Origin of the sequence: Bacillus clarus (assembly GCF_000746925.1) — a bacterium.
Lineage (GTDB): Bacteria > Bacillota > Bacilli > Bacillales > Bacillaceae_G > Bacillus_A > Bacillus_A clarus.
Genome location: NZ_JMQC01000008.1, coordinates 383,958 through 400,771, shown reverse-complemented (window position 1 = coordinate 400,771; position 16,814 = coordinate 383,958). Strand labels below are relative to the sequence as shown.

Below are 16,814 nucleotides of genomic sequence, written 5' to 3'. Positions count from 1 at the left end.
ATCTGCTGTGCCTTTTATGAATCGCTTTACAACAACGGTAACTGGAGCCGTTACGTTTACTGGGAATACATTAGGATTAAGTCCAACATCTCCTGCACCGAATAATAACTTTGGTACGATTGATGTGTTTACAACAGTAAATACGTCGCTTCAAGTTCCTGGATTCCCAGTAGGTACAACGAATGACTGGCCATTAAATTCTTCAAGTGCAATTTTGAATCTTCCAGTGGGAAGTAGTGTTTTATACGCAGAATTAGTTTGGGCGGGCACATACCGAACCGATACAGAAGACGTAACCGCATTTTTAAATGATGATGTCACATTTACTACACCAGCCGGAATATTTTCTGTTACACCAGATCCTGCAACAGCCCAGCAAGGATCAGTAGGAAACCAGTTTTATTATGTTCGATCTGCTAATGTCACGAGTCTCGTTAACGGAGGGGGGACAGGAACGTATACAACTGGAAGAGTGCCAGCTGCCAGAACCGCTGCAAATCCAACGATTAGTCGATCGGTGGGCTGGACACTTGAAGTTATTTATCAAAACGCGAGTTTACCGCTTCGAAATTTATCTGTATACGCGGGGCAGGAAATTATTGATGCGTCATCACCACCAGTTGATGCTGTTATTTCGGGATTTGCGACCCCAGCAACTGGGATGGTAACAGGAAGAGTACTTGTTACTGCGCAAGAGGGAGATTCTAACATTGTAGGGGATCAACTTCGTTTTGGACCAAACGTAACTGCTACAGTTGCTTTATTTGGGCCGAGAAACCCGGCAAATAATTTCTTTCAATCACAAATTTGTAATGATACAGGAAATTTAGACACAACCGGTACGTTTGGTGATTTGAATCAGCCATTAGGTATAGCGTTACCGGTTCGAAGACAAGGTTGGGATATTACAAATGTAGATGCTTCGTCATCACTAGTAAACAACCAAACGTCAGCGACTGTTCGCTTCGTTACAAATGGAGATGGATATGCTGCAGCAGGTTTCGGTGTTCAAATTGATGCGACGGGTCCAATTATTAATCCAGTCAAAGCTGTTGATAAAACGACTGCTGGTATAGGGGACATTCTTACTTATACAATTACAGTTCCTAATACAGGAACAGGAAATGCAGAAAATGTTGTATTACAAGACAGTATTCCAAATGGAACAACGTTTGTAGCTGGTAGTGTTACAGTAGGGGGCGTAACTCAACCAAGCGCGAATCCAGCTACTGGAATTAATTTAGGAACGATCGCTAACAATGCCCAGAGAATTGTTACATTTCAAGTAAGGGTTACATCGTTCCCAAACCCAAATCCAATCCAAAACCGTGCGATGGTATCATATCAATTCCGTCCTTTCGTAGGAAGTCCACTAATTACAAGTACCGCTTCGTCAAATACGGTACGTACAACGATAAATCGTGCGAATGTAAGTTTGCAAAAGGCTGTAGATTTACAAGTAGCCAACATTAATGATGTATTAACGTACACGGTCAATGTTACGAATAACGGGAATGTTGCTGCAAATAATGTTATTTTTGTTGATAGTATACCTGGTGGAACCACTTTTGTAGCCGGAAGTGTAACAGTAAATGGAATTTCACAGCCAGGAGCAAATCCAGCTAATAGTATGAACCTCGGTAGTATCAATGCTTCGCAAACGATAGTTGTCCGCTTTCAAATTCGAGTGACGTCTAATCCTCTTGTAAATCCAATTCCGAACCGTGCGAGTGTAACGTTTAATTTTATCGCAGTACCAGGACAGCAACCAATGTCAGGTCAAGCGACAAGTAATACTGTATTCACTACAATTAATACCGCTGATATAAGAACAAGAAAAACAGTCGATAAAAGTTTTGCGACAATTAATGATATTCTTACGTACACCGTTACAATTGAAAATATAGGTAATACAATTGCAACAAACGTTATGTTTCAAGATCCAATTCCGCTTGGAACGATTTTTCTACCAAATAGTGTGACAGTAGATGGAATTTCGCAGTCAGGAGCAAATCCAGAAACTGGGTTTTCAATTGTTAATATTCCTCCAGGCGGAACTAGGACGATCACGTTCCAAGTTCGAATTGTATCATCGTCATCAGGGGGTACTGTCACGAATCGTGGGAATGTGACTGCTAATTTTATTGTTAATCCAAATCAGCTACCAATAACGATTAATAGACAGACCAATACAGTTGTGACGCAAATTAATACAGGCGGTCTAAATGTTATAAAAGAGGTCAATACAAATCAAGCCACGGTAGGGGATATTTTAACGTACACTGTGACTGTTCAAAATACAGGAAATGCCCTGTTAACGAATGTGTTTTTTCAAGATGTTGTTTCTTTAGCGGTATCATTTGTGGCAAACTCTGTAACGATTAATAAATCGGCGCAAAATGGACTGAATCCGAATTCAGGATTTTCTCTTCCGAATATCCCTGTAGGTCAATCGGTGGTAGTCTCGTTTGAGGTGCTAATTGAGCTGGATCCGGCAAATGAAGATATTTTAAATAGCGCAACTGTATCTGCAAGCTTTCAAGTGAATCCAAATGAACCTCCAGTAACCATTACTTCTCCAAGTAACGTTGTGAATACAACGCTGCAAACAGGTGGCTTTGAAGTCACAAAGTTTGTGAATGCAGAAGTAGCAACAGTAGGAGATATTTTAACATATACAATTGAAGTAATAAATGCCGGAAGTGTAGCAGCGACGAATGTTCAGTTTATTGATGTCCCATCATCTAATTTAGAATTTGTCCCTGATAGCGTAGAGATAGATGGCGTATCAGAGGCAGGATTGAATCCATTTATAGGATTTTCATTGCCTGACCTTGTTGGAGGAACAAGCGTACTCATAACATTTGACGTAATTGTAACTGCAATCCCTTTTTCTAACAGTATAATGAATACCGCACGTACAACTGGTGATTTTGAATTAGTCCCAGGGGAACCTCCATTTACGATAATAAATTCAAGCAATACGACGGTAACGCCAGTAAATCGAGGTAGTTTAGATATGGTAAAAGAGGTAGATAATTTGATTGTTGGGGTAGGGGATATAGTAACGTATCGCGTTCGTATATTAAATACGGGTACGGTTGATGCGACGAATGTTCAATTTATTGATGTACTATCTGAAGGGGCTACTTTTGTTCCGGATAGTGTCACAATAAATGGTGCACCACAACCTGGACTAAATCCTACTACTGGATTTACTATACTAGATATCCCAGTAGGAGATACTGTTGTTGTGACATATCAAGCTACAATTACTAGTTTTCCAGATGGTGGAACGGTTGAAAATATTGCTGCTGCATCAGCAGAATATATTTTAGTCCCAGGAGAACCTCCTATTACAGTGCGAGACACGAGTAATACAGTTGTTATTACAGTCAATACTGCAATATTATTTATTGCAAAAGGGGCAAATTTCGAAGTAGCAATGGTAGGAGATGTTGTCACATACGGAATTGCTGTTATAAATGATGGTACAGTACCTGTAACAAATATCGTTTTAAAAGATGTTATTGATTCAAATACTTTGTTTATCAATGGAACGGTAATCGTAAATGATGTACCTTTACCGTTTGCAGATCCGAATATCGGTATTCCATTAGGGGATTTCCAGACAAATGATGCTGCAATTATTAATTTTCAAGTCGTCATAACGGGGGGACAAATAAATAATTTAGTTACAAATACTGCAGTAGTGAATGGGCTAGCAACTGTAAATCCAAATCAACCACCTGTATCAATTGAAAGTGATAGTAACACAGTTGTTATTCCTTTTATCGCACCAAATGTTTCGGCAACTGTTGTGAAAACGGCAGATCTTCAAACGGCAACGATAGGAGACGTTATAACATATACGACAGTGGTTATGAATACTGGAGATGTAGTTATGCAAAATATCCGCTTTCAAGATATGCTAGATAGCAGTGTCCAATTTATATCAGGAAGTGTAACGGTTGATGGTGCATCAGTGCAAAATGTAAGTCCTGTTTCAGGATTTCTTGTAGGTAATTTGAATCCTGGTGAAGAACGGACTATTTCGTTTAAAGTAGCTGTTGAGCAAGCACCGAACGGTTCAAGTAGTTATGTCAATAAAGCGAATATCCGCTTTGAACACCAATTAGGAACAGTGTTGCCACCTGTTACACAAATGATAGAAAGTAATAGAGTAGATACACCATTTGTACCGACAATAGAACAAATTTGCCAAACGAATTTAAATTGTTTAGATAAGATTCCATTTAGATGTTTACCTTGTAATCATTTGCGGATAACCAGAAGAAAGTTATAAATAAAAAAGGTCATTCTTTAGAAATAAGAGAGGATGGCCTTTCATGTTAAACTAAATGAAGGTGGTGAAGATATGAAACATAAAATGGGATTATATAATGAACCTTTTCAATCTATTCAGTCTGGGAAAAAAGTATTTGAAGTGCGCTTATATGATAAAAAACGTAGAACTATAAAGCAAGGTGATGAAATTGAGTTTACAAACCTTATCACAGCGCAAACAATTTTAGTAAAGGTAACTGAGCTAAAGCGATATGAAACTTTTAAGCAGATGTATACGGATATCGATAAAGAGTTGCTTAATCGTGCAAACTTTGGCCTAGAAGAAATGTTAGCAAGTACATACGACATATATACGAAAGAGCAAGAAGAAGAGTGGGGAACAGTTGCAATCGGGATTGAGATAATAGCATGAGCAGAAACCGCGGAGCGGTTATTATTATACAGGAAGATCAAATCGCTCTTATGAAACGTATAAAGGGAAACGAAGTATATTTTGTTTTTCCTGGCGGGGGAATTGAAGAAGGTGAAACGTCGGAAAAAGCAACAGAGCGGGAAGTATACGAAGAGTTAGCTGTGCATATAAAAATACAAAATCTTGTTACAAAAGCAGAGGATAACGGTACACAATATTATTATGAGTCCTATATAACAGATGGTGTTTTTGGAAGTGGAAAAGGTGAAGAATTTAAAGGAGCGGATAGAGGACAATACATTCCGTTATGGGTGCCAATGAAAGAGATTATGAATTTGAATGTAAAGCATGACTACGTAGCAAAAATCGTATTAGATTATTACGAACATATAAAGTCAGACAACATACAATAAAAACCATTGACATAGCCTTCTGATTTAAGTATTGTATTCAAGTATGTTTTCAAAATCAGGAGGTTTATATGAGTAATCAAACTACACATCATGTGAAAATGACAACAGCAGATCCATCTGGAATCGGTCTATTTGGATTAGCAATGGTAACACTTGTAGCATCATCTCAAAAACTAGGTTTAACAGATGGCGTTTCATTTGTATTACCGTGGGCAATCTTTTTAGGAGGATTCGCACAACTCTTTGCATGTATTCATGATGCAAAACATAACAATACGTTCGGTACAACGGCATTTGGTGCATATGGTCTATTTTGGTTAGGTGTTGGAACGTCTTGGTTAATTCAACTTGGAGTATTTGGCGAAAAATTAGCCCAATCTGTAGATCCAAAACAGCTTGGTGTAGCCTTTATCGGATACTTAATCTTTACGATCTTTATGACAATTGGTGCAATGGAAACACATAAAGTATTATTTATGATTTTTGTCCTTATTGATTTCCTATTTATCGGTCTTTCATTCAGTACTTTAGGTGTTATGCCACATGCAATGCATAATTTAGCTGCATATTCTGAACTATGTATCTCATTATTATCTTTCTACGGTTCAGCAGCCGCCGTATTAAATACACATTTCGGAAAAGTTGTATTACCAGTTGGTAAACCATTTGGTATTTTTAAAAAATAAGCGAAAAACACGAATGATTATATAAATCATTCGTGTTTTTTTATACTTAAATTTCTTTCGTTTTATCATTGTAGTCGAGAAGCTCCTCCAAAAAATGAAGTGAAGGTAGTGGTACTGCAATAAAAAGTGACATTGGATTGGCGTTTTAAGATGTAAGGTAAAAAATACAATTGAAATTGATTCTCATTATTAATATAATGAGAATGAGAATCAATTAAAAGAGGGGGATTCCGCATGGCGAAAATTTTAATAGCATATGCAAGTATGTCAGGAAATACAGAGAGTATTGCTGATTTAATTAAAGTAAGTTTAGATGCATTTAATCATGAGGTAGAATTGCAAGAGATGGAAGGTATGGATGTAGAAGAATTGTTAAATTATGATGGTATCATTTTAGGATCTTATACGTGGGGGGATGGTGAATTACCATTTGAAGCGGAAGATTTCCATGATGATTTAGAAAATATAGATTTAGCAGGGAAAAAAGTAGCTGTTTTCGGATCGGGTGATACGGCCTATGAGCAGTTTTGTGAAGCGGTCACTATTTTTGAAGAGCGTCTTGTAGAACGCGGGGCAGAACTTGTACAAGATGGATTGAAAATTGAATTAGCTCCAGAAGATGAAGAAGATATAGAGAAATGTAGTAATTTTGCAATCACTTTTGCCGAAAAGTTCTAGGAATGGGAGTGTCATCGTGGAAACAATGTTGAGTGCAACTGCTGTTACGAAACTAAATGATGGGAAGCTTATGTTAGCTACTACATATGATGGATTATTCATTGAACAAGATGGAGAATGGAAACAAATTTTAACTGGGTTTCAAAAACGAATCCGAGATTTACACAGCGGTGGTAATGTAGTGTATGGTGTAGGGGACGAAGGGGTTTTTATTCGCAGTATGAATGGTGGAGAAGATTGGACTATTCAGCGCTTGCCGACAAAGGCAACTAGCTGGAATGTGTGTAGTAATGAAAATGGAACAGTAATCGCTCATGGAGATAAAACATTGTATCTTTCTCGTAATTTCGGTTCTACGTGGGAAACCATCTGTCCATTTCTTTGTTACGGCATTGATGCACCATCTATTCGTTCGTTATTTTTATATAAACATTACGTATATATTGGCACAAAAATTCATGCTAAATATGGTGGTGTTTGGCTTTTTGATTTAGAGAAACGTAGCTTGCAAAGAATTAAAATAGCGACGAATCAAATGATTTCTGCGTTGGCGTTACATAATTCCTACTTAGTAGCAGCAAGCGGATCGTGCAGAGGAGTCAGTGGGAGCATTTCGTTTTGTGAAATAGATAAGAGTATGAAAGATGAAAAGTTATATTGGCACACGTGTCAAAGTGAGCAAAAGGCAAGTAGCTATTTGGATCTAAGTGTGGATCAACAAGTGTTATATACAACATCGACACAAAATAAGGCGGGGATTAGTACGATCTGTCGTGTGCTTCTTGATGAAGGATTAGTTACAGTGTGTGGATCGATTAAAGGTCATGGATGGCGAATTATCAATCAAAAAGAAGGCTATGTTGTAGCGGGATCTGGGGAATCAAAATCCATGAAATTTAAAAAAAATATTGTTTAAACAATAAAAAAAAAAATTAGATTTGCATTTATTATATTGATATGATATAGTAAATCTAAACCATTTTACTTTTAATAATATAGAGATTTAAATGAGCTGTAACTTCAGAGGAGGATAGCAATGTTAAATCTCCTCTGCGGTTGCAGTTTTTTAATGTCGTTATTATTGTTGTAAAGTGGTCGAAAATGAATATGTACATATAGGTACATTGTAGGAGGATTTTTTCATGCAAAACGGTAAAGTAAAATGGTTTAACTCAGAAAAAGGTTTCGGTTTCATCGAAGTTGAAGGTGGAGAAGACGTATTCGTACATTTCTCAGCTATCCAAGGCGACGGCTTCAAAACTTTAGAAGAAGGTCAAGAAGTTACTTTCGAAGTAGAACAAGGTAACCGTGGACCACAAGCTACTAACGTAGTTAAGAAGTAATTAAACAAAAAAGAAGGGCTTGCCCTTCTTTTTTTTGTGTTTTTTATAAAAAAGAAATTTTTGATTTTCTCCATGTACATGTATACAAAATAGAATTGTTTACAATTTGTTGCCTCTTAAAAATATTCTTCTAAAGCAAATATTCTTTCCTACTTAAACAAATGAAAATAATAAAAAAGGCTCTATATCTAATTGGAAAATTGTGTAAATAACGCAAAATATATGAAATGAAAGAAACGTTGTATATAAAGAAATAGTAAAAAAACACCTCATATTTTATGTCATGTAATTTCCCTCTAAAAATAAAACTTTTATTATGTAACCCGTCTAATTGCTAGAATTCACTAATCAAAATTGGCCGCCTAGTCGTCCAGCTGTACATCGATATAAATGTTGTGTATGAGAAGAGTATCATCAATTGAATAACCTATACTTTAAGAAAGAAAGTTCATTATGTAGACGAAGAGATTGATAGTGTTAGTATCAGTTACATATTTAAGTACGAAAACATAAAGTGTAATATTATTCGAAATAATGTATAAATGAAGGAGGATCTAAATGGAATTAGATAGTAATCAAAAGAGAATAAACAGGGAAGAAATGTTGGGAAAAAAGCTTATTGGCGATGGGAAAGATGGAGAAATATATCAATTAAGTGAAGATAAATGTGTAAAGATATTTTTTCGGGAAGAAACGCAAAGGAAAGAGTTGCAGGCCTTAATAATGGGACAATCTTCACCTGTTATTCCGAAAGTATATGGCCATGGAGAGAACTATATTGTAATGGAATATGTACATGGAATATCATTAGCACGATATTTAAAAAAAGAGAATGAGTTGTCTGAAAAAATGGTTAATGACATATTAATCATGTTAGATGAACTAGAAAAAATAAAGTTTACTAGATTAGATACGGAAGTAAGGCACATTTTAATAAATACAGAAGGACAACTGAAAGTTATTGATCATAAAAGAGCATTTACTTCAAATAGTAAAGTTCCTAAAAAATTATTAAAAGGATTTAAAAAGTTCGGATTGGAGCATATTTTTTTAAACCATGTAAAAAAATTACGTTTAAGCACTTATAATGCATGGATGAATCAATAATGGAATTATTTTTCTTTAGTCGGGCATGGTTTTATATTTTTGTATAACGATTATAGGATTTATGTAGGAGAAATATGTTAATTGTATAAAATTTATCCGCTAATGATGGTTTCGTTTTTTGACGCTTGGTCATAAATTAGACAGTATAAGGAGTGAACTGATAATGGCAGAGAGTATTTTAGTTATTGGTGCTCATCCTGATGATGAGTTATTGGGAGCTGGTGGAACCTTAAGAAGGCTAATAGAAGAAGGTTATCGGGTAGTATCAATTATTACAGCTTTGGGGAGAAGAGAGGAAGCTTATCGCATGCAGCAAATTAGCAAAGCTGCTAATAGTGAAATAGGCATAGAAGAAGTTATATTTCTAAATCATGCGAATTTAGAGTTGGAGTTAATTCCGTTACATCAATTTACGAAAGAAATTGAGCAGTTAATAGAACTTTATAAACCTAGTAAAATCTTTACTCATCATTATGGTGATATTAATATAGATCATCAAATCACTTTTAAAGCAGTGTTAACAGCGACTCGACCTTTGCCAAATAAACAGCCTATTGAGTTAATTACATTTGAAACAGTTTCTTCCAGCGAGTGGAATGTTCATACGAATGACACCGTTTTTAAACCTAATTATTATGTGAATATTACGAATCAAATGGAGGAAAAGATTGAAGCCTTGAAACATTATGATGTAGAAATGAGGGATTTTCCTCATCCTAGATCTTATAAAGGTATAAGATATTTAGGTAGGAATAGGGGAATGACGATTGGTGTGGAATACGCCGAGGCGTTTGAAGTGATAAGGAAGGTGTGGCGATGAGTAAGAAGGAAGACTTTCCATATCCATATATAATGGAAGCGATGGATGAATATTTTGGCGTGCATTCACCATTATTGAAAAGGAAGCACTTACTGAAAGCGGAGGCAGGAAAGGTATGTCTAAATTTACAGAAAAAGAAAAAATTGTCTATATTAATTGCTACATTTTGGGATTATCCTCATATGGGAGGGTTATCGAATTATATTAAGACATTAAGTGAAGGATTAAAACAACTTGGTCATCAAGTTGATATCATTTCCCCAAACCAATTTTCTTCAAGCGAAGTAGCAGTTCTTCGGAAAGAAATAGTCCCCGAAATAAAAAAGGTATTAAATAGCCGCTATGAGATTTTGAATCTGAATATTCTTAAAAATATGAGGAATATGTATGTGTATGAAAAAATGCTAATCAGAAAAATTAAGTCTGAAGAATATGATGTTTTTCATGCTCAAGATTTATTTACAGCTAATTTACTAGGAAGATGTAATGAAGAGGAAAGAAAGCCTTTATTTTATACTCCACATGGAATGTACACTTTTAATAGATTGAAATTTGGTATTTTTGAAAAGGGATCTTTGGAGGAAGTGTACTATAAAGAATTAGAAAAAAAAGCTATTGAGTTTTCTGAGCAGATTATCATTTTAAGTGATTCATTTAGAGAACCGTTATTACAGTTAGGTGCGAAACAAGAGCGTATGAAAACTGTTATTACAGGTATTTCATACCCTAAAATACAGCAAAAAAGAGACAAATTAGTTGATGATAAGCTTGTAATAACATGTGTTTCTAGATTAGGGCCACGAAAAGGACATAAAGTTTTATTACAGGCACTTTCACAAATAGAAAGCGCCTATACTGACAAACTAAAAGTACTTATTGTTGGCGATGGTGAAATGAGACAAGAATTGGAAAGGCAAGTTGAAGATTTAGATTTGCATATGGTGGAGTTTTTAGGGAAAAGAAATGATGTTCCCAATCTTTTAGCTCAATCAGACCTTTTTATACTTCCGACGTTTAATGATAGTTTACCAATTTCTATTATTGAAGCAATGCATAGTGGACTTTGTGTTATTTCGACAAAAGTAGGAGGGATACCAGAATTAGTACAAAATTATGAAACAGGGATACTTGTAGGAGCAGGAGATGTAAACGAGTTAGTGGATGCAATTAAGTTTGTTATTGTATATGAGCATGAGCGGAAGCGGATTGCTACAAATGCAAGAGAGTATGCGAAAAATTATTTGACTCAAGAGGTAATGGTAACTCAAATAGAAAAAATTTACAAAAAAGTATGTAAGTGAGGAATGTTCCGATGAATCATGAACATGTAGCAGTTGTCCTGGATTTAAGTGCTAATGGAATTGGAATCATCCGAGGTTTAGCTAGAAAAGGAATTAAAGTGTATGCATTTGATGTTGAAGGGCCTTATAAAATAGGGAAATCGCGTCTCGCTTCTTGTGGAATATGTTCAAGTCCTTTATATGAAGAAAAAGAATTATTAAAATTTTTAATTCAATTGGCTGAGAAATTTAAAGAAAAACCAGTATTATATACTGGCGCGGATGATTATGTAATGTTTATTTCAAAACATAGACAAGAACTATCGAAATACTACTTATTTTTATTCCCTGAACATAACTTAATTGAAAAAACATTAGATAAACAAAAAATGTACGAATTGGCGAAAAAATATAATATTTCATGTCCAAATACGTATATTGTTGAACAAGCTGAGCAATTAGAAGAAGTTATATTGGATCTTGAGTTTCCTTGTATTTTAAAGCCGGTGCTAGGGCACGAATTTCGGAAGAAAATAAATCAAAAAGCGATTGTAATACGAGATGCTAATCAATTAAGAAATGAATATCAATTATATGAACAACATGGAAAACTTCTTATTCAAGAAATTATTCCTGGAGATAATCAATGTTTTTATAAAGTCGCAACATTTTTTGATGATAATATGGAATTGTTGGCACTATTTTCACTACAAAAAAATCATCAATTTCCAGCTGAATTTGGAACAGGTGCTCATATTGTTAGTAAAGCGATTCCAGAATTGGTGGATATTTGTGTACCTTTTTTTAAAGAATTGAACCTTAAAGGTATCGGTATGATAGAGTTTAAAAAAGACCCTAGAGATGGTGTGTATAAATTTATTGAAATAAATCCTCGCTTTTGGCTTACTCATAGTTTAACGAGACGTGCAGGTATAGATTTTGTATATATGTATTACTTGTATGTAACAAATCAAAAAGTAGCACCACAATTGAAACAAATTGATGGTGTTAAATGGATATATTTAGTACGCTACTATTTAACATTTCGCTATAAGAGAAAAAGTGAATCGATGACATGGAAAGAGTTTTATGAAGGGTTACGCGGCGAAAAGGAGTTTGCACTGTTTGCATGGGATGATCCGATGCCGTTTATTAGAAGTGCATATTCTCATGTAGTGAATGCATGGAAACGAAAGCGACAGGAGTGAAAACTGTTGTATGAGCTAAGTGTATTATCAAAACATCTAGAAAAGTTAGATATGCCAAAAAAACTCTCTTATGTACTAGGAGAGAAAGTTAAAATTAACTATTCAAAAATATCATGTTTAAAAAAGAGCAGGAAAATGTGTGTGTATCAATTAATTCTTCAAAATAAAATGACAGCGTATCCGATTGTTTTAAAAATATATAATGAGACTCATTATAAAAATGAAGTGGAGATTAACATATATGATAAAGCCTATCATATATTAAAAGAGTTTTTGCCACAAATTTATTATATCGAAAAAAATAAGCATGAAACATGGATATTTATGGAGTTTGTTCAACAAATACGCGGACAAATAACTTTTACTCCAGCGCATTTTAGTCGTATTATTCCTACTGTTGCTAAACTTCACGCCCATACATTCGAAGCTGAATTTCAGAAGTATAAAGAGATTTGGTCAAGCTGGCTTCCGAATTATGGGTCCGATCGTATGAAGAAGGATCGAGAGAAACATATAAAGAAAACAAAGATATTTCTAAATGATGCACAGAAAGATGAGCGATTAAAGGAAATGATTCAACCGTATTATGAATTGTTAATAAGCATATATGAAAAGGGGCCAGACTTTTTCCCAGAACTGCTTGAGAATGGATCGGCAATTACACATTGTGATCTTCATATGCAAAATATATGTAGTAATAATGTGAGTAGTAATGGGGATTGGGATATTCAGTTTATTGATTGGGAATCTGCTAAATATACACCAGTATGGTTTGATATGGTTGTTTTAGTTGAAGTGCTGATAGGATTTAGAAAAGATTGGCAAAGTAATGCCGAAGAAATTCGAGTGAATTGTGTGAAATCCTATACGGAGGAAATGAAAAGGTATGGAATTGAATTTAAAACGAACCCGATGGATTTGTATAAAATGGCCTATTTGCAAAGGACGTTAGAAAAAGGATTGCATACACAGCTTAGAAGAATATTCGATAACCGTGCGGGTGAATTACTACCGTATCATCTTGAAAAAATTCAAACATGGGGAACAGAATTTGGATTGTAAAAGAATGAGAGAGTTATTGTTAATATAGCTAGGAGGGGAGCCTTTTGGATTTGAAGATGAATTACCCCTTACATGAAAGTTTAGTAAAAGTTATGGATGCATACTATAAAGTAGAGAATAGGGTTGAGTATTTAATAAATCCATTACAGTCTTTTAGGCCTGAAAAGGCTACTATGAAAAAGAACATGAAAATTTTATATGTAACATTTCTTAAATATCCTAATACTGGAGGATTAGCGAATTATATTACGACATTAAAGACAGGGTTTGAAAAGTGTGGTCATGAAATAAAGATTCTTTCTCCTCTTCAAATGCCTATAGAGTATTTTGAGAGAAAGATTCCCCAAGAAGCTCAAAATATAAGGTTTTTTTTGAAGAAACGTTATGGTATTTCTAATGAAAAAATCATTAAAAATGTTAGTTTTTTAAATGTATTTGCAGAGTTTCTACAAGGACAGAATTTAGAGGAATATGATATATTCCATGCCCAAGATTTATTTGCCATCTTTATAATGGGACAATTAAATGAAAGGTATAGAAAGCCTCTTTTTTTTACACCACATGGACATTTTACAAAGAGTCGACTAAAGTTTGATAAAATACAAAGAGGCTCCATTGAAGAAATACATTTTCGTGAAATTGAAAAACAAGGTATAAGGGCTGCTAATCAAATAATAACGATTAGTAATTCTTTTCATGAACCGTTACAAGAGTACGGGGCGAAGAAAGAACAGCTAATTACAGTTCATACGGGTATCAATCTCGAAAAAATAGTTACAGTGAAAAAAAAGGACGAAGAAAAAATTCTTATTTGCTGTGTTGCTCGTCTTTCTCCTCGAAAGGGGCATGATATTCTTCTGAAAGCATTATCGGAAATGAAAGTAAGTTTATCAAATGTGGAAGTATGGATTGTTGGGGACGGGTCCATGAGGAGTGAATTAGAAAGGCAAGCACAAATACTTGGTTTGGAAAATGTGAAGTTTTTAGGAAAGAGAACGGATATAGCTGAAATTCTTGCAATATCGGATATTTATATTTTACCGACAATAAATGATAACTTTCCGCTTTCGATTTTAGAAGCTATGTTTTCTGGAAAAGCAATTATAACAACAAATTGTGGTGGAATAGTAGAAATGATACAAAATAGAAAAACAGGAATTATTTGTGAACCAGGAAATGTATCGCAAATTACTGAATCTTTAACTTTATTATTACAAAATAAAAGACTACGGTCATATTTAGGAAAGAATGCTAAGGAGTATGCAGATAGGAATTTCACACAAGCGATCATGGTTTCAAAGATTGAAGAGATTTATCGTAGGTATGTATAAATAAGGGAAGTAAATAAAATATACGAATTGTTACAAGGACAATTCGTATATTTTATTTATCATTCTTAGCTTTTTGCATAGCAAAACATATTTTTCTGTCGTATCATTTCTTTGTACAGATAGCTTATTGAAAACTGAAGATATGAGGTTGTTGTAGGAAGTCTACAATGTAAAATCCTAAGCGCCACACCTACCGAAGTAGAGTGAAAACCAAGCCAATTAGGAGGCGTGTGAGTCGGATGTATAAATACACTCATTTCACCGTAGGAATCCCCCACTTTAAGCGTAGCTAAGTGGCGGTAGTTCAAGTCTCTAAAAAACTTACTGAATATTGATCTTACCGGATTGTCAGACATTATCTCGAAGATTAGTATTGCGGTGTATGAGTCACTTTCTTCTCAATTCGCTCAATCACATCTTGCAGTTCATCTGGCTTCAAAAACTCAATTGGAGAGAATCCTTTCTCAAACGTAAGAGTATCTGCCTCAATCATAAGTACATAGCGGTCATTTACTTTCGCAATATGAATTTGATCACCAAAATCAGCGAGTAAGGCCTTCACGGAGATATGATCTGCTTTTAATTTTAATTCAACCTCTGGTGCATGCTCCACAATTTGCGCAGTTGCTTCCATTACTTCTTCTGTTGAAAACTGTTCCATAATTTCACGCTTTGGACTTGCGGCCCATACTTCCATTGCTTGGTCGAATTGTTCACGTTCTTCCGTACCTTCTTCAAAGATGTCTTCAATTTGGTCGTATACCATGCCCATAACTTGCGTCTTCATAATTTCTGGCATAGAGCGCTCATATTCAACGAATTTTAAGAAGTCTTCGAAGTAGCGGGCGTGTGATGCTTGGTGTATTTTTAATTCGCCTACTTCTACAATGCCTTCTTCTGGCATATACCCTTAGTTGTACGTGAATTCACGTATATAGGACGTTTACAAGGCGTAATATTTAATTTGGGCACAAACATGGCAACATATCGCTTAAATATTCATGATTTTATCGAGTTTGTCAGATACGGATTTTTGCATATCAGGCAATACATGGCTATACGTATTGAGTGTCGTTTCGATATCCGAGTGACCTAACCGATCAGCAATTAGCTTTACATTAACGTTTTGCTGTATCAACATAGTCGCATGGGTGTGACGTAGATCATGGAAACGTATTTTAGGTAAGCCGAGTTTGCCCGTTAAATTGTAAAACTCTTTTCTTAGGTTGCGGGGAATCATCGGTTTGCCTGTACGTGTACAAACTATTAAGTCATTATCCTCGTAGTCTCGACCGTGATATAAACGTTCCTCTAAGATCATTTTACGATGTACTCTTAATTCATTGACGAGTTTGTCCGGAATATGGATAGAACGTACACTAGACGCATTCTTAGCCCCGACCTTTATTTCCGCAGCTTGAGTTAAGGTTTGTTTAATATAAATAACGTTCCTATCGAAATCAATATCTTTCCAACGTAATCCCATTATCTCACCTTGTCGCATACCAGTTAATAATGCCATTACACATGCGATATAAACACGTGTGAGACGCTTAATGCTCTTGGATTCTATTATAAAGTAATTTACTTGAGCTAATGACCAAACGTCCATTTCTTTACGCTGTCTCTTCGGTAAAGTAGTGCCTGTCGCCGGATTAGTTTTTATGAGCTTCATTGTCTTCGCTTTTTTTAGAGATGCGCTTACTATTCGAAATACTAAGTGAACAGTGTGAGATGAATAACTTGTCTCATTTACTAGATTGTTTACGAACTTTTGAATGTGAATAGGCTCAATCTTTTGTAATTGAAAATGCCCTAGTCTCGGCTTGATTACGTTCTCGCAATAAATTAAGTGAATTTCGTAAGTGGACTTTTGAAGATATATACGTCTTTCTTCGAACCACTCATCGAGATATTTAGAGTATGTCATTTGTGAGAGATCGAGAAACTCATCGTTTAACATCTCAGCTTGGACTTTAATTAACGCATCTTCGGCCTCTTTTTCAGTTTTAAATCCACGTCGTTTTATTTGTCTTCTTCTTCCGGTAAACGGGTCCTTTCCTAAGTCGAAAGAAAAGTACCAGCTTCCTCTTTTTTTATCTTGTAATACGCTACCTTTCATAATTAAACCTCCGATAGGCTCTAACTATTGAAATAATAGCTTCC

At 35.1% G+C, this 16,814-nt stretch carries 13 protein-coding genes and 2 pseudogenes; 13 read left to right on the top strand and 2 right to left on the bottom strand.

What is annotated here, in order from left to right; all coding sequences use genetic code 11:
* Window positions 1–7 precede the first annotated feature (7 nt).
* The 13 genes and pseudogenes from DJ93_RS02790 to DJ93_RS02730 all read left to right on the top strand — a co-directional run.
* A pseudogene (locus DJ93_RS02790) lies at window positions 8–4,180 on the top strand (beta strand repeat-containing protein); the annotation flags it as partial.
* A 198-nt stretch (window positions 4,181–4,378) separates the two neighbouring features.
* Window positions 4,379–4,720, top strand: coding sequence for an ASCH domain-containing protein (locus DJ93_RS02785; protein WP_042984114.1), 342 nt, complete (start codon window positions 4,379–4,381; stop codon window positions 4,718–4,720).
* Window positions 4,717–5,133 (top strand): NUDIX hydrolase, encoded by a 417-nt coding sequence (locus DJ93_RS02780; protein ID WP_042979088.1) that lies wholly within the window; start codon window positions 4,717–4,719, stop codon window positions 5,131–5,133. Before DJ93_RS02785 ends, DJ93_RS02780 begins: the two co-directional genes overlap by 4 nt.
* Before the next feature lie 68 nt (window positions 5,134–5,201).
* Entirely contained in the window at window positions 5,202–5,819 is a 618-nt protein-coding gene (locus tag DJ93_RS02775) for an acetate uptake transporter (protein WP_033677826.1), read from the top strand.
* Between the two features lie 234 nt (window positions 5,820–6,053).
* Window positions 6,054–6,497 carry a flavodoxin gene (locus tag DJ93_RS02770; protein WP_042979087.1) on the top strand — a complete coding sequence of 148 codons (444 nt, stop codon included), beginning with the start codon at window positions 6,054–6,056 and terminating at the stop codon, window positions 6,495–6,497.
* Window positions 6,498–6,513: 16 nt separating this feature from the next.
* On the top strand, window positions 6,514–7,413 hold the full coding sequence (locus DJ93_RS02765; RefSeq protein ID WP_042979086.1) for a WD40/YVTN/BNR-like repeat-containing protein: 900 nt from the start codon (window positions 6,514–6,516) through the stop codon (window positions 7,411–7,413).
* 226 nt (window positions 7,414–7,639) lie between these two features.
* Window positions 7,640–7,840, top strand: coding sequence for a cold shock-like protein CspB (cspB, locus tag DJ93_RS02760; protein ID WP_001179149.1), 201 nt, complete (start codon window positions 7,640–7,642; stop codon window positions 7,838–7,840).
* Between the two features lie 558 nt (window positions 7,841–8,398).
* On the top strand, window positions 8,399–8,947 hold the full coding sequence (locus DJ93_RS02755) for an AarF/UbiB family protein (RefSeq protein WP_042979085.1): 549 nt from the start codon (window positions 8,399–8,401) through the stop codon (window positions 8,945–8,947).
* Between the two features lie 163 nt (window positions 8,948–9,110).
* Window positions 9,111–9,767, top strand: a complete 657-nt coding sequence (locus DJ93_RS02750) for a PIG-L deacetylase family protein (protein ID WP_042979084.1) — start codon at window positions 9,111–9,113, stop codon at window positions 9,765–9,767.
* A complete protein-coding gene (locus tag DJ93_RS02745) occupies window positions 9,764–11,068 on the top strand; it encodes a glycosyltransferase family 4 protein (RefSeq protein WP_042979083.1) in 1,305 nt (434 codons plus the stop codon). The genes DJ93_RS02750 and DJ93_RS02745 overlap by 4 nt, the downstream gene beginning before the upstream one ends.
* Before the next feature lie 11 nt (window positions 11,069–11,079).
* Complete coding sequence (locus DJ93_RS02740; protein ID WP_042979082.1) at window positions 11,080–12,255, top strand: carboxylate--amine ligase; 1,176 nt, start codon at window positions 11,080–11,082, stop codon at window positions 12,253–12,255.
* 6 nt (window positions 12,256–12,261) lie between these two features.
* Entirely contained in the window at window positions 12,262–13,317 is a 1,056-nt protein-coding gene (locus DJ93_RS02735) for a phosphotransferase (protein WP_042979081.1), read from the top strand.
* Window positions 13,318–13,373: 56 nt separating this feature from the next.
* Window positions 13,374–14,648 carry a glycosyltransferase family 4 protein gene (locus DJ93_RS02730; RefSeq protein WP_042984113.1) on the top strand — a complete coding sequence of 425 codons (1,275 nt, stop codon included), beginning with the start codon at window positions 13,374–13,376 and terminating at the stop codon, window positions 14,646–14,648.
* 367 nt (window positions 14,649–15,015) lie between these two features.
* On the opposite strand, the pseudogene DJ93_RS02725 reads toward DJ93_RS02730, so the two are convergent.
* Both DJ93_RS02725 and DJ93_RS02720 read right to left on the bottom strand, forming a co-directional pair.
* Window positions 15,016–15,555, bottom strand: a pseudogene (locus tag DJ93_RS02725) (DUF3898 domain-containing protein); the annotation flags it as partial.
* 84 nt (window positions 15,556–15,639) lie between these two features.
* The gene (locus DJ93_RS02720; protein ID WP_042979080.1) at window positions 15,640–16,770 is read right to left on the bottom strand and encodes a site-specific integrase; all 1,131 of its coding nucleotides are present in this window, start codon (window positions 16,768–16,770) and stop codon (window positions 15,640–15,642) included.
* Window positions 16,771–16,814 lie beyond the last annotated feature (44 nt).

Excerpts from the sequence above, each read along its gene's own strand:
- DJ93_RS02785 (WP_042984114.1), top strand. The coding sequence starts at position 4,379 with ATGAAACATAAAATGGGATTATATAATGAACCTTTTCAATCTATTCAG.
- DJ93_RS02780 (WP_042979088.1), top strand. The coding sequence starts at position 4,717 with ATGAGCAGAAACCGCGGAGCGGTTATTATTATACAGGAAGATCAAATC.
- DJ93_RS02775 (WP_033677826.1), top strand. The coding sequence starts at position 5,202 with ATGAGTAATCAAACTACACATCATGTGAAAATGACAACAGCAGATCCA.
- DJ93_RS02770 (WP_042979087.1), top strand. The coding sequence starts at position 6,054 with ATGGCGAAAATTTTAATAGCATATGCAAGTATGTCAGGAAATACAGAG.
- cspB (WP_001179149.1), top strand. The coding sequence starts at position 7,640 with ATGCAAAACGGTAAAGTAAAATGGTTTAACTCAGAAAAAGGTTTCGGT.
- DJ93_RS02755 (WP_042979085.1), top strand. The coding sequence starts at position 8,399 with ATGGAATTAGATAGTAATCAAAAGAGAATAAACAGGGAAGAAATGTTG.
- DJ93_RS02750 (WP_042979084.1), top strand. The coding sequence starts at position 9,111 with ATGGCAGAGAGTATTTTAGTTATTGGTGCTCATCCTGATGATGAGTTA.
- DJ93_RS02745 (WP_042979083.1), top strand. The coding sequence starts at position 9,764 with ATGAGTAAGAAGGAAGACTTTCCATATCCATATATAATGGAAGCGATG.
- DJ93_RS02740 (WP_042979082.1), top strand. The coding sequence starts at position 11,080 with ATGAATCATGAACATGTAGCAGTTGTCCTGGATTTAAGTGCTAATGGA.
- DJ93_RS02730 (WP_042984113.1), top strand. The coding sequence starts at position 13,374 with ATGAATTACCCCTTACATGAAAGTTTAGTAAAAGTTATGGATGCATAC.
- DJ93_RS02720 (WP_042979080.1), bottom strand. The coding sequence starts at position 16,770 with ATGAAAGGTAGCGTATTACAAGATAAAAAAAGAGGAAGCTGGTACTTT.